The 21,402-nt window shown below is 70.7% G+C and carries 19 protein-coding genes; 10 read left to right on the top strand and 9 right to left on the bottom strand.

Features of this window, described 5'->3' with window-relative positions:
* Positions 1 to 407 precede the first annotated feature (407 nt).
* On the top strand, positions 408 to 1,241 hold the full coding sequence (locus tag IOD14_RS02320) for an HAD family hydrolase (RefSeq protein WP_123990792.1): 834 nt from the start codon (positions 408 to 410) through the stop codon (positions 1,239 to 1,241).
* Positions 1,242 to 1,576: 335 nt separating this feature from the next.
* Here IOD14_RS02320 and IOD14_RS02315 read toward each other — a convergent pair whose 3' ends face one another.
* Complete coding sequence (locus tag IOD14_RS02315; RefSeq protein WP_212669545.1) at positions 1,577 to 2,401, bottom strand: oxidoreductase; 825 nt, start codon at positions 2,399 to 2,401, stop codon at positions 1,577 to 1,579.
* 101 nt (positions 2,402 to 2,502) lie between these two features.
* Between IOD14_RS02315 and IOD14_RS02310 the strand changes: the two genes are divergently transcribed.
* Positions 2,503 to 3,483 carry an ATP-binding protein gene (locus tag IOD14_RS02310; RefSeq protein WP_123990790.1) on the top strand — a complete coding sequence of 327 codons (981 nt, stop codon included), beginning with the start codon at positions 2,503 to 2,505 and terminating at the stop codon, positions 3,481 to 3,483.
* Positions 3,484 to 3,550: 67 nt separating this feature from the next.
* On the opposite strand, the gene IOD14_RS02305 is transcribed toward IOD14_RS02310, so the two are convergent.
* Positions 3,551 to 4,828 carry a hypothetical protein gene (locus tag IOD14_RS02305; RefSeq protein ID WP_123990789.1) on the bottom strand — a complete coding sequence of 426 codons (1,278 nt, stop codon included), beginning with the start codon at positions 4,826 to 4,828 and terminating at the stop codon, positions 3,551 to 3,553.
* A 296-nt stretch (positions 4,829 to 5,124) separates the two neighbouring features.
* Here IOD14_RS02305 and IOD14_RS02300 point away from each other — a divergent pair, with 296 nt between their 5' ends.
* Positions 5,125 to 7,542, top strand: coding sequence for a SulP family inorganic anion transporter (locus IOD14_RS02300; RefSeq protein ID WP_212669544.1), 2,418 nt, complete (start codon positions 5,125 to 5,127; stop codon positions 7,540 to 7,542).
* A 48-nt stretch (positions 7,543 to 7,590) separates the two neighbouring features.
* On the opposite strand, the gene IOD14_RS02295 is transcribed toward IOD14_RS02300, so the two are convergent.
* On the bottom strand, positions 7,591 to 8,154 hold the full coding sequence (locus IOD14_RS02295; protein WP_212669543.1) for a hypothetical protein: 564 nt from the start codon (positions 8,152 to 8,154) through the stop codon (positions 7,591 to 7,593).
* The gene (locus IOD14_RS02290) at positions 8,151 to 8,756 is read right to left on the bottom strand and encodes an RNA polymerase sigma factor (RefSeq protein WP_212669542.1); all 606 of its coding nucleotides are present in this window, start codon (positions 8,754 to 8,756) and stop codon (positions 8,151 to 8,153) included. The genes IOD14_RS02295 and IOD14_RS02290 overlap by 4 nt, the downstream gene beginning before the upstream one ends.
* A gap of 238 nt (positions 8,757 to 8,994) precedes the next feature.
* Here IOD14_RS02290 and acs point away from each other — a divergent pair, with 238 nt between their 5' ends.
* The 5 genes from acs to IOD14_RS44130 all read left to right on the top strand — a co-directional run bounded on the left by acs (position 8,995) and on the right by IOD14_RS44130 (position 14,301).
* Complete coding sequence (gene acs, locus IOD14_RS02285) at positions 8,995 to 10,953, top strand: acetate--CoA ligase (protein ID WP_123990785.1); 1,959 nt, start codon at positions 8,995 to 8,997, stop codon at positions 10,951 to 10,953.
* 139 nt (positions 10,954 to 11,092) lie between these two features.
* Positions 11,093 to 12,511 (top strand): Na+/H+ antiporter NhaA, encoded by a 1,419-nt coding sequence (gene nhaA / locus IOD14_RS02280; protein ID WP_123990784.1) that lies wholly within the window; start codon positions 11,093 to 11,095, stop codon positions 12,509 to 12,511.
* A 74-nt stretch (positions 12,512 to 12,585) separates the two neighbouring features.
* Positions 12,586 to 13,092 carry a phage holin family protein gene (locus IOD14_RS02275; protein WP_123990783.1) on the top strand — a complete coding sequence of 169 codons (507 nt, stop codon included), beginning with the start codon at positions 12,586 to 12,588 and terminating at the stop codon, positions 13,090 to 13,092.
* Positions 13,089 to 14,030, top strand: coding sequence for an alpha/beta hydrolase (locus tag IOD14_RS02270; protein WP_123990782.1), 942 nt, complete (start codon positions 13,089 to 13,091; stop codon positions 14,028 to 14,030). Before IOD14_RS02275 ends, IOD14_RS02270 begins: the two co-directional genes overlap by 4 nt.
* 85 nt (positions 14,031 to 14,115) lie before the next feature.
* Complete coding sequence (locus tag IOD14_RS44130) at positions 14,116 to 14,301, top strand: hypothetical protein (RefSeq protein ID WP_078959898.1); 186 nt, start codon at positions 14,116 to 14,118, stop codon at positions 14,299 to 14,301.
* A gap of 22 nt (positions 14,302 to 14,323) precedes the next feature.
* On the opposite strand, the gene IOD14_RS02265 is transcribed toward IOD14_RS44130, so the two are convergent.
* The 3 genes from IOD14_RS02265 to nth form a co-directional block, all read right to left on the bottom strand.
* Positions 14,324 to 15,523, bottom strand: a complete 1,200-nt coding sequence (locus IOD14_RS02265) for a MarP family serine protease (RefSeq protein WP_123990781.1) — start codon at positions 15,521 to 15,523, stop codon at positions 14,324 to 14,326.
* Between the two features lie 120 nt (positions 15,524 to 15,643).
* Positions 15,644 to 16,333, bottom strand: a complete 690-nt coding sequence (locus tag IOD14_RS02260; protein ID WP_212673184.1) for a CoA pyrophosphatase — start codon at positions 16,331 to 16,333, stop codon at positions 15,644 to 15,646.
* 118 nt (positions 16,334 to 16,451) lie between these two features.
* The gene (gene nth, locus IOD14_RS02255; RefSeq protein ID WP_212669541.1) at positions 16,452 to 17,384 is read right to left on the bottom strand and encodes an endonuclease III; all 933 of its coding nucleotides are present in this window, start codon (positions 17,382 to 17,384) and stop codon (positions 16,452 to 16,454) included.
* A 336-nt stretch (positions 17,385 to 17,720) separates the two neighbouring features.
* On the opposite strand from nth, the gene IOD14_RS02250 reads away from it, so the two are divergent.
* Both IOD14_RS02250 and IOD14_RS02245 read left to right on the top strand, forming a co-directional pair.
* Positions 17,721 to 18,395: a Crp/Fnr family transcriptional regulator gene (locus IOD14_RS02250; protein WP_015658871.1), complete on the top strand. Its 675-nt coding sequence runs from the start codon at positions 17,721 to 17,723 to the stop codon at positions 18,393 to 18,395.
* Positions 18,396 to 18,637: 242 nt separating this feature from the next.
* On the top strand, positions 18,638 to 19,462 hold the full coding sequence (locus tag IOD14_RS02245) for a nucleotidyltransferase (RefSeq protein ID WP_212669540.1): 825 nt from the start codon (positions 18,638 to 18,640) through the stop codon (positions 19,460 to 19,462).
* On the opposite strand, the gene IOD14_RS02240 is transcribed toward IOD14_RS02245, so the two are convergent.
* Positions 19,455 to 20,285, bottom strand: coding sequence for an MBL fold metallo-hydrolase (locus tag IOD14_RS02240; RefSeq protein WP_123990779.1), 831 nt, complete (start codon positions 20,283 to 20,285; stop codon positions 19,455 to 19,457). The genes IOD14_RS02245 and IOD14_RS02240 overlap by 8 nt on opposite strands.
* Positions 20,282 to 21,151, bottom strand: coding sequence for an NUDIX hydrolase (locus IOD14_RS02235; protein ID WP_123990778.1), 870 nt, complete (start codon positions 21,149 to 21,151; stop codon positions 20,282 to 20,284). The genes IOD14_RS02240 and IOD14_RS02235 overlap by 4 nt, the downstream gene beginning before the upstream one ends.
* Between the last annotated feature and the right edge of the window lie 251 nt (positions 21,152 to 21,402).

Raw genomic sequence — 21,402 nt, 5'->3', positions numbered from 1 at the left:
GGTGCAGCGGTCCCGGAAATCGTGTGGATCTTGGTCGATAACTGTGGACAACTCTGCGGTTGTGAATATCGCCGTCACCCATACCGGTGAGCCCCCTGGCGCCTGTGTACGACTTCCGCAGAGCAGCGCGACAGCTACCCACAGTGACGAATCATGGGCATGACGAAGGGGCGGCCGAAGCCGCCCGAAACGGTCGCGGGACCGCGGACAGAAGAGGAAAAACCCACCTGGACATGCGACGACCCCCACCGGGGGGGAGAGTGGGGGTCGTCTCCACGGCCGACTCGGGGGGGGAGGAGCCGGACCGCGTTAGCACGGTCGCGAACGATCCGTGACTTCCATGGTGTACCCGAGAGCCTTCTCAGGCAAACCCACGCGCCTCACCTTACGCCGAATGGGCTGCGCCTATGCTCGGGGTCGTGGAAAACCACTCCTTGCCCCGCACAGCCGCCTTCTTTGACCTGGACAAGACGGTCATTGCGAAGTCGAGCACGCTCACGTTCAGCAAGTCGTTCTACCAAGGCGGCCTGATCAACCGCAGGGCCGCCTTGCGGACCGCATATGCCCAGTTCGTCTTCCTCGTCGGCGGTATGGACCACGACCAGATGGAGCGCACCCGCGAGTACCTCTCCGCGCTCGTGCGCGGCTGGAACGTCCAGCAGGTCAAGGAGATCGTGGCCGAGACCCTGCACGACCTGATCGACCCGATCATCTACGACGAGGCCGCCTCCCTCATCGAGGAGCACCACACCGCCGGCCGGGACGTCGTCATCGTGTCCACGTCCGGCGCCGAGGTGGTGGAGCCGATCGGCGAACTCCTGGGCGCCGACCGGGTGGTGGCGACCCGCATGGTGGTGGGCGAGGACGGCTGCTTCACCGGTGAGGTGGAGTACTACGCGTACGGCCCGACGAAGGCCGAGGCGGTTCAGGAGCTGGCGGAGTCCGAGGGGTACGACCTGGAGCGCTGCTACGCCTACAGCGACTCGGCGACCGACCTGCCGATGCTGCAGGCGGTGGGCCACCCGCACGCGGTCAACCCGGACCGGACGCTGCGCAAGGAGGCCCTCGCGCGCGGGTGGCCGATTCTCGATTTCCACCGGCCGGTCCGGCTCAAGCAGCGACTGCCCGGATTCGCCGTACCGCCCCGCCCGGCACTCGTCGCGGTCGCCGCGATCGGAGCGGCGGCAGCGACGGCGGGCCTCGTCTGGTACGCGAATCGACGGCGGTCGACCGTGGCCTGAGGGGATTCCGCCTACTTGGCTCCTATTTGCGGATGTAAGTAAAGAACAGCCAGCAGGGGTTCCACTTGCCCGGGTCCAGGAGTACAAAGGGGTTAACGGCCCGCGAGACCAAGGACATCCGAGAGGATCACCTTAAAAACGCATTTGGCCCCACGGACCGAGCATGGACACCGAGCACCCACGCGACGTCGACCCGTCGATTACGGGCCAGCCGCACCAGGTGACGGGCAAAGTTCCCGACCTGATGGGCAATACATCGAGGACGCTTGGTAACCCGGTGAACATGCCAGCGGCGGTACGAGGATTCGTACCGCCGCAACCCTGTTCAGGGGTTTCTACGCCGCCCCGCGCTGAAGCGCCTCGCACACCGCCGTGGACTCACGCGCACCCAGTTCGATCGCGCTGCCGCAGTGGGCGATCCAGGCGGCCATGCCCTCGGGGGTGCCGGAGACGTAGCCGTCGAGAGCCGCCAGATAGGCCGCACGGCCCAGTTCGGCGTGACCGATCTCCGCCGGGCAGACCGACTTGGGGTCGAGGCCGCTGCCGACCAGGACGATCCGCGCGGCCGCGCGCGCGACCAGGCCGTTGTGGGACACGAAGGGCCTGAGGGCGAGGAGTTCTCCCTGCACGACGGCGGCCGTGACCAGGGCGGGGGCCGAGCTGCCCGCGATGATCAGGCCGGACAGGCCCTCCAGCCGGCCGGAGACCTCGGCCGCGTCGGGCAGGGGCAGTTCGATGAGCGGCTCGTCGACGCTCTCGCCGGCCTGGCGGGGACGCCCGATCTCGTCCTCGTCGGTCGCCGCGGCGACCAGATGCAGCCGGGCCAGCACCCTCAGGGGCGACTGTCGCCAGATGGAGAGCAGTTGACCGGCCTCGGCGGTCAGCCTGAGGGCCGCGCCCACGATGCGTGCCTCGTCGTCGACGCCGAAGTCGGAGCGCCGGCGCACCTCTTCGAGGGCCCAGTCCGCGCCGGACAGCGCGGCCGAGCCGCGGGCGCCGCGCAGGGCCGCCTCCGAGGTGATCTCATTGCTGCGGCGCCGCATGACACGGTGTCCGTAGACCCGGTCCACGGACTTGCGCACGGACTCCACGGACTCGGCCACACCGGGCAGCGAGCCCAGGGCCGCCAGCGGATCGGCGTTCGCGCCTGTCGTACTCATGAGTACGACCCTACGCAACCGAGCCCCGCACCCCTCGATGGAGTGGTCTTCCTCACGCCCGTCTGCCACATACAGCTATCACCCGACTACGCTTCGTGAACATGAAAATTGCTTTCGTCGGGAAGGGTGGCAGCGGCAAGACCACCCTGTCCTCCCTGTTCATCCGCCACCTCGCGGCCACCGGAGCCCCGGTGATCGCGGTCGACGCCGACATCAACCAGCACCTGGGTCCGGCACTCGGCCTGGACGAGGCGGAGGCGGCCGCGCTCCCCGCCCTGGGTGAGCGGCTGCCGCTGATCAAGGAGTACCTGCGCGGCACCAACCCGCGGATCGCCTCGACCGCGGAGATGATCAAGACCACTCCGCCCGGTGAGGGTTCGCGGCTGTTGCGGGTGCGTGAGGACAACCCGGTCTACGACGCCTGCGCCCGGCCGGTGGAACTCGACGGCGACGTCGTCCGTTTGATGGTCACCGGCCCCTTCACGGACGCCGACCTGGGGGTCGCCTGCTACCACTCCAAGACGGGAGCGGTGGAGCTGTGCCTGAACCACCTGGTGGACGGGCAGGGCGAGTACGTCGTGGTGGACATGACGGCGGGCTCCGACTCCTTCGCCTCCGGCATGTTCACGCGTTTCGACATCACGTTCCTCGTCGCCGAGCCGACCCGCAAGGGGGTCTCCGTCTATCGCCAGTACAAGGAGTACGCCCGCGACTTCGGCGTCGTCCTGAAGGTCGTCGGCAACAAGGTGCAGGGCCGGGACGACCTCGACTTCCTCCGCGCCGAGGTCGGGGACGACCTGCTGGTGACGGTCGGGCACTCCGACTGGGTGCGCGCCCTGGAGAAGGGCCGGCCGCCCCGGTTCGCGCTCCTGGAGGACGTCAACCGCCGCGCCCTGCACCGGTTGCGGACGGCCGTCGACGCGACGTACGACCTGCGCGACGCCGAGCGCTACACCCAGCAGATGGTGCACTTCCACCTCAAGAACGCCCAGTCCTGGGGCAACGAGCGCACGGGGGCCGACCTGGCGGCGCAGATCGACCCCTCGTTCGTCCTCGGCGAGAGCGCGGTGGCGGCCGTCTGAGGACAACCTCCGGTCGGCTGGCGCCGACTGGCCGCCGGACGGCTACCGTCGCCTGGCCGCTGGGCGCCTACCGCTGCTTCGCCGCCGGCGCCCCCGGTACGCCCTTCGGTGCCGGGGCGGGTCGGCCGGACAGGAAGGCCGGCCAGCCCTGCTTCGGTGCCTCGCCGACGCCGAGGGCGCGCAGCTTCTCCAGGGTGTCCGGGTCCTGCGCGTCCAGCCAGTCGGAGAGCTGCCGGAAGGAGACACAGCGCACGTCGGGCTTGTTGCAGACCTGCTCGATGGTCTCCTCGACGGCCCGCATGTAGGTGCCGCCGTTCCAGGACTCGAAGTGGTTGCCGATGATCAGCGGCGCGCGGTTGCCGTCGTAGGCCCGGTGGAAGCCCTTGAGCAGTCCTTCGCGCATCTGGTCGCCCCAGAACGCGTGCTTGCTCGGGTCGCCCTGGGTGGCGGTGCCGGACTGGTTGACCATGAAGTTGTAGTCCATGGTGAGCTGCTCGTAGGAGTGCCCGGGGAACGGCACGAGCTGCATCGACAGGTCCCACAGGCCCCGCTTCTTCCTCGGCCACAGCTGGTCGTTGACCCCGCTGGTGTCGTAGCGGAAGCCCAGCTCGCGGGCGGCCTCCATGAAGTTCTTCTGCCCCTCGAGGCAGGGGGTGCGGGCGCCGATGAGCTCCTTGTCGTAGTCGAAGGGCAGCGGGGAGGCCTTCGACATCCCGGTGTTGGTCTTCCAGGACTTGACGAACTTCTTGGCCTGGGCGATCTCGTCCTTCCACTCCGAGACGGACCACTGGCCGACCCCGCCGGAGCTGCCGCAGAAGTGGCCGTTGAAGTGGGTGCCGATCTCGTTGCCCTCCAGCCACGCGAGGCGCAGCTGCTTGACGGTGTCGGCGATGCCCTGCTCGTCGTTGAAGCCGATGTCGGAACGGCCCGGGGAGTGCTGCGGGGGCTTGTACTCGGCGCGCTTGTCCTCCGGCAGCATGTACACGCCGCTCAGGAAGTACGTCATCGTCGCGTGATTGGCCTTGGCGACCTCACGGAAGTGGGAGAACAGCTTCTGGCTGTCCTCGCCCGCGCCGTCCCAGGAGAACACCACGAACTGCGGCGGCTTCTCGCCGGGCTTGAGACGTTCGGCTCTGGGCAGGTGCGGCTGGGCTCCGGTGTACGCGGTGGAGCCGTCGCCGATCAGACGGAACACCCGCTTGGGCGGGGCCTGGGCGGGCTTTCCCTTCTGCGGGCCCGCAGCTCCTCCCTCGGTGACGTCGGTGCCGGTCGCGCAACCGGCGAGCGAGGCGGCGCAGAGCGCGGCGACCACGGCTCCCGCGGCAATCCTGTGGGTGGCGGCCATGTTCCGCCCACCTTCTTCCTTCTCTCGGGGCAACGACAGCGCCGCCAAGTTCGCATGAGCCCGAGAAGGAATTAGTACGACAAGCCGATGAAATTGCCACTTCACCCATTCAGGTGAGCCTTTAACCCATTTGCCCGGTAAGTCTATGCCTGGCCTTTACTCTGCATTACGATCCATTTACCGAGAGTTGATTCATCCCGCCGCTGCACGCCGTGACCCACGGCCGCGACCCGACCCCCGTCACCGACGGGGACCACCTGTTCCGCGACCGCGCTGCCCCGGAGGAGACGGGAAAAATGTCAGCCTGTGTTCCCACCCGCGCCACCGACCCGAGCGACTCGCACCACACGAGGCGCGCCCACCCACCCCACAGCCCCCCGCCGTCCCCGTCCCCGCCCCGCCGTTTCCGTATCGCGGGCGCCGACGTGTCGGCCTCGATCGCGGTCTTCCTGATCGCCCTGCCCCTGTCCCTGGGCATCGCCCTCGCCACCGGAGCTCCCCTCCAGGCCGGCCTCGTGGCTGCCGCCGTCGGAGGAATCGTCGCCGGCCGGCTCGGCGGCTCGCCGCTCCAGGTCAGCGGACCCGCCGCCGGACTCACCGTGGTCACCGCCGACCTGATCCACCGCTACGGCTGGCGGACCACCTGCGCCATCACCGTCCTGGCCGGAGTGGTCCAACTCGGCCTCGGCTGCCTGCGCGTGGCCCGCACCGCACTCGCCGTCAGCCCCGCGATCGTGCACGGCATGCTCGCCGGCATCGGCGTCACCATCGCGGTCGCCCAGCTGCACATCGTCCTCGGCGGCACCCCCCAGAGCTCCGTCCTGGACAACCTCCGTGCGCTGCCCGCCCAGTTGGCGCACCTTCAGCCCGCCGCTGTCTCGGTGAGCGTGCTGACCCTGGCGCTGCTCTTCCTCTGGCCGCGTGTCCCCGGCCGCGCAGGGCAGTTCCTGCGCAGGATCCCGGCCGCGCTGGTGGCCGTCGCCGGTGCCACTGCTGCCGCCTGCCTCGCCGGACTCACCGTGCCCAGGGTCGATCTGCCGTCCTGGAGCAGCCACGCGCTGGCCGGGCTGCCCGAGGGTCCCGTGCTGGGCCTCGCCGCCGCCGTGCTCACCACCACGCTGGTGTGCAGCGTGCAGTCGCTGCTCGGCGCGGTCGCCGTGGACAAGCTGGCGTCGGGCCGCCCCGACCTGATCGCCGCGAGCTCCGGGCCGGGTCACGACACCCGGGTCGGCCGCTCCGACCTGGACCGCGAACTGCTCGGGCAGGGCGCCGCCAACATCGTCTCCGGCTCCCTCGGCGGACTGCCCGTCGCCGGTGTGGCGGTGCGGAGTTCGGCGAATGTCCAGGCGGGTGCCGTCAGCCGGAACTCCACGATGCTGCACGGCGTCCTCGTAGTGATCGCCGCGCTGCTGATGGTCCCCCTCCTCGAGTTCATCCCGCTCGCCTCGCTGGCCGCCCTGGTGATGGCCGTCGGCATCCAGATGGTCTCCCTGCACCACATCCGCACGGTGACCCGTCACCGAGAGGTGCTGGTCTACGCCGTCACCACCCTCGGCGTCGTCGTGTTCGGCGTCCTGGAGGGGGTGACGCTGGGCATCGCCGTCGCCGTCGGGGTCGCCCTGCACCGCCTCACCCGCACCCGCATCACGCACGACGAGAGGGAAGGGATCCATCACGTACACGTCCGTGGGCAGTTGACGTTCCTCGCGGTGCCCCGCCTCAGCCGGGCCCTGCATCTGGTCCCCCAGGGGGCGGCCGTCGTCGTGGAGCTGGACGGGTCGTTCATGGACCACGCGGCGTTCGAGTCGTTGCAGCACTGGCAGAAGACGCACACCGCGCAGGGCGGTTCCGTCGAGCTGACCGGGCGCAGACCGGGGACGCGCATCGCCGAGCCGTCCGACGCGGCCGACTGCCGCTGCCGCCCCTGGACGGCCTGGCGCAACCACCAGTGCGAGCGCCCGCTCACCGGCCAGGAGGCCGCCGACACCCCAGTGCCCGGCGAGCCGGGCGCACCGGGCGGCACCCTCGCCACCCCGGGCTCGAGCGGGCACGAACTGGCGCGTGGCATCAGCGCGTTCCAGCGCAACACCGCCCCGATCGTGCGCGGTGAGCTGGCTCGGCTGGCACGTGAGGGCCAGCAGCCGGACCAGCTCTTCCTCACCTGCGCCGACTCCCGGCTGGTCACCTCGATGATCACCTCCAGCGGTCCGGGCGACCTCTTCGTGGTGCGCAATGTGGGCAACCTCGTCCCGCCGCCCGGCGAGGAGAGCGGGGACGACTCGGTGGCGGCCGCGATCGAGTACGCGGTGGACGTGCTGAAGGTGCGCTCCATCACGGTGTGCGGGCACTCCGGCTGCGGGGCCATGCAGGCTCTGCTCAACTCCGAGCCGGGCGGCGCCCGCACCCCGCTGAAGCGGTGGCTGCGGCACGGCCTGCCCAGCCTGGAGCGGATGGCCGACGCCGGTCGGCCCTGGGCCGGACTCGCCGGGCGGGCGCCCGCCGACGCCGTGGAGCAGCTCTGCCTGACCAACGTGGTGCAGCAGTTGGAGCATCTGCGCGCCCATGAATCGGTCTCCCGGGCCCTGCGGGAGGGGGCGCTGGAACTGCAGGGGATGTACTTCCATGTGGGCGAGGCCCAGGCGTACCTGCTCACCGGGGCGGACGGGGACGGGCTGTTCGAGCACGTGGAGGCGGCGGCGGACCTGCCGGCGTGACCCTCACGGGGTGTTCGGCCCCCTCCTGAAGGGGCCGAACACCGCTCGCTACGGCCCGCTCGGCGTCGGCTTCACCGGGACACAGGGCTCGACGTCCGCCTCGGTCGGGTAGACGTCGACCCTGTGCGGCAGTTCGCCGTCGTTGGTGTTCACGAAGACCAGCACATTGCCCGGGTGCAGAGTGGTCGGCTTGTTCAGCTTCAGGGCGGTGAGGGGGACCCTCTCGCCCTGCTGGGTGACCGCCCAGATCACCAGGTCGCCCTCGCAGACATAGCCGGGCCGGAGGATCTGCACCTCCACCGCGATCCCGTTCGGGCGCAGCCGCCTCGCCAGCGCACGCTGCGCCTCCACGTCGATGTCCTGGTCCTTGACCGTGAGGGTGACGGTGCCGTCGTGGTGGCGCTCCACGGCATACGCCGGAGACTGGGCCGGCGTGCCCGGCGACAGCATCACCGCGAGCCCGGCCGCCGCGCAGACCCCCGCGGCCAGGGCGAGTCGGCGACCGGTGAGCAGAGCGCGCCGCGCAGCGGGCACCGGCCCGGTCTCCCGCCGCTCGATCTCCCCCCGCAGCTCCGCCAGCAGTCGGTCCTCGAACGTCGTCCCAGTCGTCATGCCGCTCCCCCGGTCCCTTCCGTGACGTACGGCAGGGAGGTGCCGTACGGCTCCCCGCCCGATGATTCCGCCTGCTCCCGCAGGGACTTGCGCGCCCTGTGCAGCCGTACGCGGGCCGCCACCTGGCTGATTCCCAGGGCCGCCGCGGCCTCCGCGACGGTCAGTTCGTCGACGGCGACGAGTTCCAGGACGGCTCTCTCCCCCGCGGGGAGCCGTTCCAGAGCGGCCAGGGCGCGGCGGCCCGGGCTCTGTGCGTCGAGCTTGTCCTCCAGGCGTGCGATGTCGTCGGGTTCCAGCAGCCGGCGGCCCGAGATGCGCCGGGCGCGGTCGGTCTCGCGGGCGATCCGACGGCGTTCCCCGGCGACCGTGTGGCGCGCGATGCCGTAGAGCCAGGCCCGTTCGCTGCCCCGGGACGGGCGGTAGGTGTGGGCGGAGTCCAGGACCGCCAGGAAGATCTCGGCCGTGAGGTCGGCGACCGTGTGAGGGTCCGCGACACGCCGGGCCACGAAAGACGTCATCGCGTCCACATGGCGCCGGTAGAACTCTTCGAAGAGCTGTGGATCGCGAGCCGCCGCCCGCGGCCCGCCCCGTATCCCATCCACTCGGGCTCCCTTCACGAAATGCGTCGATGGCGCTTCACCCGTACTTGGGCGGGAGTGTGAAAGGCGTTACAGGCCCTGAACTTCGCCTGGTCGGCGTCCGTGGGTACGGATGAGCCGGCCGCCGGACTCGACGGGTCCACAGGTCTAAACCAATTTCCGGTCGACCCTTGTCATCGCACCCCCGGTCTGATGAGCTGTGGCTTGGGACACAACGGACACCCTGGGAAAGGCAGATGCCGTGAGCAACGAAAGCCTGGCCAACCTGCTCAAGGAAGAGCGCAGGTTCGCACCCCCCGCCGACCTGGCCGCGAACGCCAACGTCACGGCGGAGGCGTATGAGCAGGCCAAGGCTGACCGGCTGGGTTTCTGGGCCGCACAGGCCCGCCGGCTGAGCTGGGCCAAGGAGCCGACCGAGACACTGGACTGGTCGAACCCGCCGTTCGCCAAGTGGTTCCAGGACGGCGAGCTCAATGTGGCGTACAACTGCGTCGACCGGCATGTCGAGGCGGGCAACGGCGACCGGGTCGCCATCCACTTCGAGGGCGAGCCCGGCGACAGCCGCGCGATCACCTACGCCGAGCTCAAGGACGAGGTCTCCAAGGCCGCGAACGCCCTGCTGGAACTGGGGGTCGGGAAGGGCGACCGGGTCGCCGTCTACATGCCGATGATCCCCGAGACCGCTGTCGCGATGCTCGCGTGCGCCCGGATCGGCGCCGCGCACTCCGTGGTCTTCGGCGGCTTCTCGGCCGACGCGCTCGCGACCCGCATCCAGGACGCCGACGCCAAGGTCGTCATCACCTCCGACGGCGGCTACCGGCGCGGCAAGCCGTCCGCGCTCAAGCCCGCCGTCGACGAGGCCGCCGACAAGGCGGGCAACGTCGAGCATGTGCTCGTGGTCCGCCGTACCGGCCAGGAGGTCGCCTGGAACGACAGCCGGGACGTGTGGTGGCACGAGATCGTCGAGCGGCAGTCCGCCGAGCACACCCCCGAGGCCTTCGGCGCCGAGCAGCCGCTGTTCATCCTGTACACGTCCGGCACGACGGGTAAGCCCAAGGGCATCCTGCACACCTCCGGCGGCTACCTCACCCAGGCCGCCTACACCCACCACGCCGTCTTCGACCTCAAGCCGGAGACCGACGTCTACTGGTGCACGGCCGACGTCGGCTGGGTGACCGGGCACTCGTACATCGTCTACGGCCCGCTCGCCAACGGCGCCACCCAGGTCATGTACGAGGGCACCCCGGACACCCCGCACCAGGGCCGCTTCTGGGAGATCGTCCAGAAGTACGGGGTGACGATCCTGTACACGGCACCCACCGCCATTCGTACGTTCATGAAGTGGGGCGACGACATCCCCGCGAAGTTCGACCTGTCCAGCCTGCGCGTCCTCGGCTCCGTCGGTGAGCCGATCAACCCCGAGGCGTGGATCTGGTACCGCAAGCACATCGGCGCGGACCTGACGCCGATCGTGGACACCTGGTGGCAGACCGAGACCGGCGCGATGATGATCTCCCCGCTGCCGGGCGTGACCGCGACCAAGCCCGGCTCCGCACAGACCCCGCTGCCCGGCATCTCGGCCACCGTGGTGGACGACGAGGCGAACGAGGTCCCGAACGGCGGGGGCGGCTACCTGGTCCTGACCGAGCCGTGGCCGTCCATGCTGCGCACCATCTGGGGCGACGACCAGCGGTTCCTCGACACCTACTGGTCGCGCTTCGAGGGCAAGTACTTCGCCGGTGACGGAGCGAAGAAGGACGACGACGGCGACATCTGGCTGCTGGGCCGGGTCGACGACGTCATGCTGGTCTCCGGCCACAACATCTCCACCACCGAGGTCGAGTCGGCGCTCGTCTCCCACCCGTCGGTCGCCGAGGCGGCCGTGGTCGGTGCAGCCGACGAGACCACCGGCCAGGCCATCGTCGCCTTCGTGATCCTGCGCGGCACGGCGAACGCCGAGGACGAGGGCCTCGTCGCCGACCTGCGCAACCACGTCGGCGCCACCCTCGGCCCGATCGCCAAGCCGAAGCGGATCCTGCCGGTGCAGGAGCTGCCGAAGACCCGCTCCGGCAAGATCATGCGCCGCCTGCTGCGGGACGTGGCCGAGAACCGCCAGCTCGGTGACGTCACCACGCTGACGGACTCCACGGTCATGGACCTCATCCAGGCCAAGCTGCCGGCCGCGCCCAGCGAGGACTGACGTACCGCCTAAAAGGGGCGTCCGGCGCGCCGGGCGCCCCTTTTAGGTAAACTAAACAAAGCAGCGTGACCCTCAAGGTGAGCCGGGAAGTCTGGTCGGCAAGCAGCACTGTCCTGCCCACCCACCGGAGGTCCCCCCGATGCCCGCGCCCACCCGTAAGGTCCTCGGACGCCTCTCCCTTCCCGAGCGGACCTACGTCGCGGACGCCCTACGCACCGAGACGGTCGGCGGTGTGCTGCTGCTCGTCGCCGCGGTCGCCGCGCTGATCTGGGCGAACGTCCCCGCACTGCACGCCAGTTACGAGTCCGTCAGTGACTACCACCTCGGCCCCGCCGCCCTCGGCCTGGACCTGTCGATCGAACACTGGGCCGCCGACGGACTCCTCGCGATCTTCTTCTTCGTGGCCGGCATCGAGCTCAAGCGCGAGCTGGTCGCCGGTGACCTGAAGGACCCCAGGGCGGCCGCGCTGCCCGTGGTCGCGGCCCTGTGCGGGATGGCCGTACCGGCGCTCGTCTACACGCTCACCAACGTCACCGGCGGCGGCTCCCTGAGCGGCTGGGCCGTGCCCACCGCCACCGACATCGCCTTCGCGCTCGCCGTGCTCGCCGTCATCGGCACCTGGCTGCCGAGCGCGCTGCGCGCCTTCCTGCTCACCCTCGCCGTCGTCGACGACCTCTTCGCGATCCTGATCATCGCGGTCTTCTTCACCGCCGACATCAACCTCGCCGCGCTCGGCGGGGCGGCCGTCGGCCTCGCGGTCTTCTGGCTGCTGCTGCGCAAGGGCGTGCGCGGGTGGTACGTCTATGTCCCGCTCGCGCTGGTGATCTGGGCGCTGATGTACAACAGCGGGGTGCACGCCACCATCGCGGGTGTCGCGATGGGCCTGATGCTGCGCTGCACCACACGAGAGGACGAGAAGCACTCTCCGGGCCAGCAGATCGAGCATCTCGTACGACCGCTCTCGGCGGGCCTGGCCGTCCCGCTGTTCGCCCTCTTCAGCGCCGGCGTCTCCGTCTCCGGCGGCGCGCTCGGCGACGTGTTCACCCAGCCGGAGACGCTCGGCGTGGTGCTCGGGCTGGTCCTCGGCAAGGCGGTCGGCATCTTCGGCGGGACCTGGCTGACGGCCCGTTTCACCCGGGCCTCGCTCAGCGACGACCTCGAGTGGGCCGACGTGTTCGCGGTGGCGACCCTGGCCGGCATCGGCTTCACCGTGTCCCTGCTCATCGGGGAGCTCGCCTTCGACGGCGACGCGCGACTGACCGACGAGGTCAAGGCTGCCGTACTCCTCGGTTCGCTCACCGCGGCGACCCTCGCGACCGTGCTGCTGAAGCTCCGCAACGCCAAGTACCGCCGGCTGTACGAGGCCGAGGAGCGCGACGAGGACCTCGACGGCATCCCGGACATCTACGAGGAGGACGAGCCGGCGTACCACCTGCGCATGGCGGCCATCCACGAGCGCAAGGCCGCCGAGCACCGCCGCATCGCCGAGCTCAAGACCGCCGAGCGGCTTGCCGAAGTGGCGGGCGGGGCAGGCGAGGAGGACGACCGTCGGGCATGATCTGACGGGACGGTACAAAAGACACGGCTCACAAAGAGTTTCACTTGAGAGTCCCAGTGAAGAGGGAGATCGCGATGAGCGCACCCGACGGCAGCCCGGTCGGCGCCGAACGCAGCATCGGCCAGCTGTTCGCCTCGGCGACGACCGAGATGTCGGCACTGGTGCACGACGAGATCGCGCTGGCGAAGGCGCAGCTCAAGCAGGACGTCAAGCGGGGCGCGATGAGCGGCGGCGCGTTCAGCGTGGCCGGCGGGGTCCTGCTGTTCTCCCTGCCGATGCTCAACTTCGCGCTGGCGTACGGCATCCGGACCTGGAGCGACTGGAACCTCGCGGTCTGCTTCCTGCTGTCCTTCGCCGCCAACGTCCTCGTCGCGCTCGTCCTCGCGCTGATCGGCGTCGTCTTCGCGAAGAAGGCGCAGAAGAGCAAGGGTCCGCAGAAGGTCGCCGCCTCGATGAAGGAGACGGCCGGCGTGCTGCAGAACGCCAAGCCGCACCCGCGGCCCGCCAACGACAACAAGATCCTGGAGGAGCGAGTCCGGGAGACCAAGGCCATCGAGGCTGTGGCACGCTCGTCGTCATGAGCGATCCCGCCACCCCTTCGGCGCAGCAGCCCGCCTCTCTCGTGCGGCCCGACGGTCCCTGGACGCACCGGGACGTGGCCGCCAACGGCGCGCGCTTCCACATCGCCGAAATGGGCGACGGACCGCTCGTGATGTTCCTGCACGGCTTCCCCCAGTTCTGGTGGACCTGGCGCCACCAGCTGGAGGCGCTCGCCGACGCCGGATTCCGGGCCGTGGCCATGGACCTGCGCGGCGTCGGCGGCAGCGACCGCACCCCGCGCGGCTACGACCCCGCCAACCTCGCCCTCGACGTCACCGGCGTGATCCGCTCCCTCGGCGAGCCGGACGCCGCGCTGGTCGGCCACGACCTCGGCGGATACCTGGCGTGGACGGCGGCCGCGATGCGTCCCAAGCTCGTACGGCGCCTCGCGGTCGCCTCGATGCCGCACCCCCGGCGCTGGCGCTCGGCGATGCTCTCGGACGTCAAGCAGACGCGCGCCGGTTCCTACATCTGGGGGTTCCAGCGGCCCTGGATCCCCGAGCGGCAGCTGACCGCGGACGACGGCGCGCTGGTCGCCGAGCTGATCCGGGACTGGTCCGGCCCGCGGCTGCCGGACGACACGGCGGTGGAGACGTACCGCAGGGCGATCTGCATCCCCTCGACCGCGCACTGCTCCATCGAGCCGTACCGCTGGATGGTGCGCTCCCTGGCGCGTCCCGACGGCATCCAGTTCAACCGGCGCATGAAGCGGCCCGTCCGGGTGCCGACCCTCCATCTGCACGGCTCGCTCGACCCGGTGATGCGGACGCGCAGCGCCGCGGGATCCGGAGAGTACGTCGAAGCGCCGTACCGCTGGAGGCTGTTCGACGGTCTGGGGCACTTCCCGCACGAGGAGGATCCGGTCGCCTTCTCAACAGAACTGATCAATTGGTTGAAGGACCCCGAACCCGATCGGTGACCGAACGGCCACTTGCCCGGCGCATAGGCCAATTGGGGGGCGTGGGGGCGGTTATCGACCTTGGGGCAGGGGCACACGTCCGGGTATGGGCTGGACGCACGACTACAGTGACGCAGCACGCAATCGGCGCTCGGGGGCTGCCCTGAGCTCACACCATCAGGGCGGTGCCCCGCAATTGCCGGGCGGCACGGACCTGAGGGTGGGCATTCCGCGCATCCTGCGCCGCCGGGCCCGCTGGGTCTCGGTACGGCTGCGTCACCCTCGAGGCTGACGCACCCGCCTTCTGACACCTCTCACAGCGCGCAGCTGTCGCTGTCCACCTGCTGGTTCGCGGTGCGACCCGTAGCGATGTCGTCCTGGATCTCGTCCACGGTGAGCGCGTAGCCGGTGTCGGGGTCGTCGAGCGACTTCGCGAAGACCACGCCGTACACCTTGCCCTCCGGGGTGAGCAGCGGACCGCCGGAGTTGCCCTGGCGGACGGTCGCGTAGAGGGAGTAGACATCGCGGCTGACGGTGCCGCGGTGGTAGATGTCCGGTCCGTGGGCGTCGATGCGCCCGCGCACGCGCGCGGAGCGGACGTCGTACGAGCCGTTCTCCGGGAAGCCCGCGACGATCGCGTCGTCCCCGCTGGCCGCGTCCTCGGACGTGAACTGCAGCGCGGGCGCGTCCAGATCGGGCACGTCCAGGACGGCGATGTCGCGCTCCCAGTCGTAGAGGACGACCGTGGCGTCGTACTTGCGGCCCTCACCGCCTATCTGGACCGTGGGCTCGTCGACGCCACCGACGACATGCGCGTTGGTCATGACGCGGCGGTCACCGAAGACGAAGCCGCTGCCCTCCAGGACCTTGCCGCAACTCTGCGCGGTGCCCATGACCTTGACGATGGAGCGCTGGGCGCGGGCCGCGACGACGCTGTTCGCGAGCTTGGGATCGGGCGGCTGGACCTCCTTGATGGGCTCGTCGGAGAACGGGCTGAAGACCTGCGGGAAGCCGTTCTGCGCGAGGACCGAGGTGAAGTCCCTGAACCAGGTGTCGGCGCCGGAGGGCAGCGCCTCCTGCACGCCGAGGAGCACCTTGGAACCGCGGACCTCCTTGCCGACCGTCGGCATCGTGGTCTGCGCGAGGGTGGCACCGATCAGCCAGGCCACCAGGAGCATCGCGACGACGTTGACTAGGGCGCCGCCGGTCGCGTCCACGGCGCGGGCCGGGGACCAGGTGATGTACCGGCGCAGCTTGTTGCCGAGGTGCGTGGTCAGGGCCTGGCCGACGGAGGCGCAGACGATGACGACGACCACTCCGACCACGGCGGCGACCGTGCCGACCTCCGCGTGGTCGGTCAGCGCGTCCCAGATGACGGGAAGGGTGTAGACGGCGACGAGGCCGCCGCCCAGGAAACCGATCACCGACAGGATGCCGACGACGAAGCCCTGGCGGTAGCCGACGATCGCGAACCACACGGCGGCGACCAGCAACAGGATGTCCAGCACGTTCACCGGTTCGAGCCTCGCCTCATCACTTCGCGTTCACCACAGGTCGGCCGGAGGTACGGCCCGCCGCGAAGCGGCCATCGGAAACCGGGCTCCCCGGGAAGACACACCACGGACGCCACCCTGTCATGCGCGCCAGTCGAGCGGGACCTGCTTCTCCCGGTCCCAGGCCCGCTCCCAGCCCGCGAAGTGCAGGATCCGGTCGATGATTCCGGCGGTGAAGCCCCAGACCAGGGCGGATTCGACCAGAAATGCCGGACCTCGGTGGCCGCTGGGGTGGACGGTCGTCGCACGGTTGTCGGGGTCCGTGAGATCCGCCACGGGGACCGTGAAGACGCGGGCGGTCTCGTTGGGGTCGACGACCCCGACCGGGGTCGGCTCGCGCCACCAGCCCATCACCGGGGTGACCACGAAGCCGCTGACCGGGATGTACAGCTTGGGCAGCGCGCCGAAGAGCTGGACGCCCGACGGGTCGAGGCCGGTCTCCTCCTCGGCCTCGCGCAGGGCGGCCCTGAGCGGCCCGTCGCCCTGCGGATCGCCGTCCTCCGGGTCGAGGGCACCGCCGGGGAAGGACGGCTGCCCGGCGTGCGACCTGAGCGAGCTCGCCCGCTCCATGAGCAGCAGCTCGGGCCCGCGCTCGCCCTCGCCGAACAGGACCAGCACGGCCGACTGCCGCCCCGCGCCGTCCGCCGGCGGCAGGAAGCGGCTCAGCTGGCGCGGCTCGACCGTCTCCACGGCGTGCACCACCGGGTCCAGCCAGCTCGGCAGGCCGTCCTTGCTGAGCGTCACGCCCTTCGTACGGCTCGCCCGTGTCATCGCCACCCCCGTCGTCCTGCACTGCTCAACGCCCGAGCGGCCCTAGATCGTTCCGCCCGGACGGGCCGGTACGGCAGGCCGACCCCCGCAGGTCCTCCCGGCAGCACCGCCCGCACCCTCACTCGCCGGCCCCCAGCGGCGGTGCGGCCTTGCCGCCCGCGTCCAGGTAGGCCTGCGGTGGGTTCAGCCGCTGCCCCGGGAAGCCGCCCTTCTCGTACTTGAGGAGCTTCTTCGCCTTCTCGGGGTCCGTCTCGCCCTCGCCGTAGGCCGGGCAGAGCGGGGCGATGGGGCAGGCGCCGCAGGCGGGCTTGCGGGCGTGACAGATGCGGCGGCCGTGCCAGATGACGTGGTGCGACAGGTCCGTCCAGTCGCTCTTCGGGAAGAGCGCGGAGACGGCGGCCTCGATCTTCTCGGGTTCGGTCTCAGCGGTCCACTGCCAGCGCCTGACCAGCCGCATGAAGTGCGTGTCGGCGGTGATTCCGGGCCGCCCGAAGGCGTTGCCGAGGACGACGAAGGCGGTCTTGCGGCCCACTCCGGGCAGCGTCACGAGGTCTTCGAGCCGCCCCGGGACCTCACCGCCGAAGTTGTCCACGAGGGCCTTGGACAGCCCTATCACCGACTTGGTCTTGGCCCGGAAGAACCCGGTCGGCCGCAGGATCTCCTCGACCTCCTCGGGGTTGGCCGCGGCCAGGTCCTCGGGGGTCGGGTACTTGGCGAACAGCGCGGGCGTCGTCTGATTGACCCTCAGGTCGGTGGTCTGCGCGGACAGGACCGTGGCCACGATCAGCTGGAAGGGGTTCTCGAAGTCCAACTCGGGGTGGGCGTACGGGAACACCTCCGCGAGCTCGCGGTTGATGCGCCGGGCGCGGCGGACGAGGGCGGTCCGCGACTCGTGCCCCGGAGCCTTCGCGGCGACCGTCTTCGCGGCCGAGGCCTTCTTCACCGGAGCCGCCGCCTTCCTGGGCGCGACGGTCGCCTTCTTCACGGCGGCGGTCTTCCGCACCGGAGCCGCCTTGTTCGCCGCCTTGTTCGCCGAAGCCCTCTTCTCCACCGGAGCCTTCCCTGCCGCTTTTGCCGTTTTCTTTCCGCCCCCGGCGCCCTGTTCGCCCACAGCGGAATCTCGACGTGCAACCACCCGTCCAGCCCCCTTGGCCTGTGCTCTCACCGGCGTTTTGGACACCCGGCCAGCCTAGGGCCCGGCACTGACATCCGCCCCGGACCCCGAGGACCGGCCCCCAATTGGACCCCTGCCGCTTACCCCGGGACATGTGTGCGGCATCCTTGTGACAGATCACACTGTTTGGACCGTCCGGCAAAATGGGCACCGGGTTCCCCTGGTACCAAAGGGGAACAAGATCCCCTGAGCAGGTCGACAAGGAGAGAACTCGTGGACGACGTTCTGCGGCGCAACCCGCTCTTCGCGGCACTCGACGACGAGCAGTCCGCGGAACTGCGCGCCTCCATGAGTGAGGTGACCCTCGCGCGAGGCGACTCCCTGTTCCACGAGGGCGACCCGGGCGACCGGCTCTACGTCGTCACCGAGGGCAAGGTCAAGCTCCACCGCACCTCCCCCGACGGCCGCGAGAACATGCTCGCCGTCGTCGGCCCCGGCGAGCTCATCGGTGAACTGTCCCTGTTCGACCCGGGCCCGCGCACGGCGACCGCCACCGCGCTGACCGAGGTCAAGCTGCTGGGTCTCGGCCACGGCGACCTCCAGCCCTGGCTGAACGCCCGCCCCGAGGTGGCCACCGCTCTGCTGCGCGCCGTCGCCCGCCGCCTGCGCCGCACCAACGACGCGATGTCCGACCTCGTGTTCTCGGACGTCCCCGGCCGCGTGGCCCGCGCCCTGCTCGACCTCTCCCGCCGCTTCGGCGTGCAGTCCGAGGAGGGCATCCACGTCGTCCACGACCTCACGCAGGAGGAGCTGGCCCAGCTGGTCGGCGCCTCCCGCGAGACGGTCAACAAGGCCCTCGCGGACTTCGCCCAGCGCGGCTGGCTGCGCCTGGAGGCCCGCGCGGTGATCCTCCTGGACGTCGAGAGGCTCGCCAAGCGCTCACGCTGACCGCGGACCGCCGTACGACATCGAAGGGCCCCGCCGCACGGTGGGGCCCTTCTCGTACCGCCAGGACGACAAGCACGAGGACAGGGGCCACCGGTCGAGGAGGACGGCTGGCTGGCCACCTGCGGCGCCTCCCGCCCCTCCCCGCCTCCCCTTCCGCCCCCCTGACCACGTTCGGGCCCACACGCCCCGCCCAGGGCCGTAAATGACCTGCTCCCGGACCCGCGCCCGGGCACAGTGATCCCATGGCCGCCGAAGCAGCTCCCCCCATCGCCCCCACGGGACTCGACGCCCAGGGGTACATCGAGCGCGAGGGCTCCCTGGGGCGGATCCCGCAGCCCTTCCGTCCGGTCGTCGCCGCCGCCCGCGACCGGGTGCTGGACCTGTTCGGGCCTAGGCTGCACAGCGCCTACCTGTACGGCTCCGTTCCGCGCGGCACCGCGCGCGTGGGCCGCAGCGACCTCGACCTCCTGCTCGCCCTGCGGGACGAGCCGGCCGACGCGGACCGGGAGGGCGTACGGCAGCTCGGGGAGGCGCTCGACAAGGAGTTCGCGCAGATCGACGGCGTCGGAACGCTGCTGTACAGCCGCGATCTCCTGCTGAGCGAGACGGAACGGCACGACCTGGGCTGGTTCGTGGCCTGTCTGTGCACCCCGCTGCTCGGCGACGACCTGGCGGAGTACCTCCCCCGCTACCGCCCGGACTCCCTCCTGGCCCGCGAGACGAACGGCGACCTCGCCGTCCTGCTCCCCCGCTGGCGTGAACGGATCGAGACGGCGGACTCGGACGAGACCCGGACCCGTCTCGTCCGCTTCATGTCCCGGCACCTGGTCCGGACCGCGTTCACCCTGGTCATGCCCCGCTGGAACGGCTGGACGAGCGACCTCGCCGACATGGCAGAGGTCTTCGGCGCGTACTACCCGCAGCGCGCCGAGCAGCTCCGTACCGCGGCGGCCTTGGGCCACGCCCCGACCGCCGACACGGCCGTGCTGCGGACGTACGTCGACGATCTGGGCCCCTGGCTGGCGCAGGAGTACGCGCGCGTGCACGGCACGAAGACCCCTAGATGAGCCCGTGCTCCTCCAGGTACTCCATCTGGGCCCGCACCGACAGCTCGGCGGCGGGCCAGAGCGACCGGTCCACATCCGCGTACACGTGTTCTACGACGGCACCGGGCGTCCGGTATCCGTCCTCCACGGCCGTCTCGACCTGGGCGAGCCGGTGGGCGCGGTGCGCGAGATAGAACTCGACGGCACCCTGGGCGTCCTCCAGGACGGGCCCGTGACCCGGCAGGACGGTGTGGACGCCGTCGTCGACCGTCAGGGACCTCAGCCGCCGCAGGGAGTCCAGGTAGTCGCCCAGGCGGCCGTCGGGGTGGGCCACGACCGTCGTACCGCGCCCCAGGATGGTGTCACCGGTCAGGACGGCCCGATCGGCCGGGAGATGGAAGCACAGCGAGTCGGCGGTGTGCCCGGGAGTGGGCACGACCCTGAGCTCGAGGCCACCCACCCGCACCACGTCCCCGGCGCCCAGCCCCTCCTCCCCCAGCCGCAGGGCCGGGTCGAGGGCCCGCACCTTGGTGCCGGTCAGCCCGGCGAAACGGACGGCGCCCTCGGCGTGGTCGGGGTGTCCGTGGGTGAGCAGCGTGAGCGCGACGCGCTTTCCGGCGGCCTCGGCGGTGTCGAGGACGGCACGCAGATGCCCCTCGTCGAGCGGGCCCGGGTCGACGACGACCGCCAGCTCCGAGTCCGGCTCCGACAGGATCCAGGTGTTGGTCCCGTCCAGGGTCATCGCGGAGGCGTTGGGCGCGAGGACGTTGACGGCTCGCTCGGTGGCGGGGCCCGAGAGGACCCCGCCCCGTGGCTGGCCGGGCAGGGCTGCGGCGTCGGTCATGCGGGGGCTCCACCGGTCGGGATGTGTTTGGTGAACTCGTCGTGGCCCGGCCAGGAGAGCACGATCTCGCCGTCCACCAGCCGGGCCTGCGCGAGCACGGGCGTCAGATCCCGCCCGGGAGCGGCGGCGAGCGCCTCGGCGGCACTGCCGTACGCGGCGATCTGCCGCAGCGTGGCGATGGTGGGCGGCATCATCAGCAACTCGCCCTTGTCGTAGCCGTCCGCCGCGTCCTGGGGCCGGATCCACACCGTACGGTCGGCCTCGGTGGAGGCGTTGCGGGTGCGCTGTCCCTGCGGGAGGGCGGCGACGAAGAACCACGTGTCGTAGCGACGGGGCTCGAACTCGGGAGTGATCCAGCGCGTCCAGGCCCCGAGCAGATCGGATCGCAGCACGAGCCCCCGGCGTTCCAGGAACTCCGCGAAGGAGAGATCCCGCGCGACGAGGGCAGCACGGTCGGCCTCCCACTCCGCGCCCGTGGTGTCACCGATCACCGACTCGGCCGTCGGCCCGGCGAGCAGGACGCCCGCCTCCTCGTACGTCTCCCGCACGGCCGCGCACACGATCGCCTGAGCCGCCGTCTCATCCACCCCGAACCGGTCCGCCCACCACGCGCGCGTGGGGCCCGCCCAGTGGATGTGGTGCTCGTCGTCCCGCGGGTCGACACCACCCCCGGGATAGGCGTACGCCCCTCCCGCGAACGCCATCGACGCCCGCCTGCGCAACATGTGCACGACCGTCCCGGCCGGCCCGTCCTTCAGCAGCATCACGGTGGCAGCGCGTCTGGGCACGGCCGGCTCGAGCGAGCCGTCCGCGAGCGCACGGATACGGTCCGGCCATTCCGCTGGGTACCACTGCCCGTTTGCCATGGCCGGAGGCTAACTCCTGAAGAGCAGATGTTCGAGAGCGATCAGCTGCGCTGGGCTGGAGCGGGGCGCGTATGGGGGTGCCGGGCCAGGTGGTCGGGCGGGTGCGGGTGCGTCGTGGCTTGTCGCGCAGTTCCCCGCGCCCCTGGGGAGGTGCAGTGACCCGGCGCCAGGACGGGCCGTTCGCCCGGACCGCGCGGCACCACGAGCCGTTCTCCGGACCGCGCGGCACCACGAGCCGGTGGCCGGACCGC

Origin of the sequence: Streptomyces sp. A2-16 (assembly GCF_018128905.1) — a bacterium.
In the GTDB taxonomy this organism is placed as follows: Bacteria; Actinomycetota; Actinomycetes; order Streptomycetales; family Streptomycetaceae; genus Streptomyces.
The sequence above is the reverse complement of the archived record's forward strand: the minus strand, read 5'-3'. Positions and strand labels throughout refer to the sequence as shown.